The sequence below is a fragment of the Paenibacillus foliorum genome (assembly GCF_013141765.1).
Lineage (GTDB): Bacteria > Bacillota > Bacilli > Paenibacillales > NBRC-103111 > Paenibacillus_S > Paenibacillus_S foliorum.
In genome coordinates this window covers 1-1307 of sequence record NZ_WHOD01000037.1, presented here as the reverse complement: position 1 = coordinate 1307, position 1307 = coordinate 1, and the positions used below count along the sequence as shown (strand labels likewise).

Below are 1307 nucleotides of genomic sequence, written 5' to 3'. Positions count from 1 at the left end.
TTTTTTGTGACGGAGGCGGTAGAGGGAAATGGGCGGTTCGAATCAATGGGATGCAGAATGGGAAGTATCAAAAGATTTGGCTTATAAATTAATAAGCAGTCAATTTCCTCAGTTAGCTTCAAAAAGCGTAGAAAAACTAGGACACGGCTGGGATAACACTGTTTTTCTTGTCGGGGGCGAATATGTATTTCGCTTTCCAAGAAGGAAAGTTGCACTTAGTTCTTTAAGGATGGAAGGAAAGATATTACCAAAGCTTAAAGATTATATTTCCATAGCCTATTCTTTACCCATGTTTTTTGGAGAAGGGGACTATGATTATCCTATGCCCTTCCTTGGCTACCCCTATTTATCCGGGGAGTTTCCAGTCGGATTAACTGCCAAGCAACGTGCGTTTTCAGCAACAACGCTCGCACAATTTTTAAAAGGTTTGCATGCTTTCCCTGTGAAAGTAGCTCAAGAAATTGGAGTTCAACATGACCATAGAAATCTTACTGATATAGCGATGCGTAGGGAAAAGATGCATAAATTCATTTCCGACCTTGCCCGTCATTTTAGTAAAGAAGAGTATCATGCCATAACGAATTATTTGGAACAGCTCAGAACTGAAAGAGTGAAACAAAAGCACGTATTCCTACATGGTGACCTTCATTTTAAAAATATACTGGTAGATAAGAATGGAAAAGTTTCAGGGGTTATTGACTGGGGAGATGTCAATATAGGACATCCTGCTTGTGACTTGAATGTTGTGTATAGCTTTTTACCCCCGGATGCGCGTGCTGACTTTTTCAATGTATATGGGGATGTAGATGAAGAAACGAAGATATTAGCTCGATTGATTGCCATGTATATTCCAACTGGGATAATGATGCAGGCTATTGATGATAAAGATGAAAGGTTGATCAATGAAGCAAAAACGAACATAATACGTGCTCTCGCTGATTAATATACCAATTGAATGGGCGTGATAAAATGAGCCGCGAACAAGCTGTAAGCAACTTTGGAGAGGCTGTCTCAGAGTTAGAGCGGCGTGGAGTCCTTGTTACTGTCAAGAAATTTAAGTAGCATGTTACTCTAACCGATAACGATAGTGGAGGAGCTTGCCGCTTGGCAGCTCCTTGTTTTGTATATTAAAGTAACAGGCAGTTATCCTTCAAAGTCTGTTAAAATATTGATATAACTGTAGGACGTGGTTGCCTCCAGAAAAGGTCGAATATTTAAAGCATGATTTTGAAGAATTAACATCCCAACCTTTCTGAACTAACGGAGACTATAGTTCAGGAGCTACATTGAAGCAGCTTCTTTTTGAT

At 39.7% G+C, this 1307-nt stretch carries 1 protein-coding gene; it reads left to right on the top strand.

What is annotated here, in order from left to right; translation table 11 throughout:
* Positions 1 to 28 precede the first annotated feature (28 nt).
* Complete coding sequence (locus GC093_RS07910; RefSeq protein WP_171651333.1) at positions 29 to 943, top strand: phosphotransferase; 915 nt, start codon at positions 29 to 31, stop codon at positions 941 to 943.
* Positions 944 to 1307: the final 364 nt, after the last annotated feature.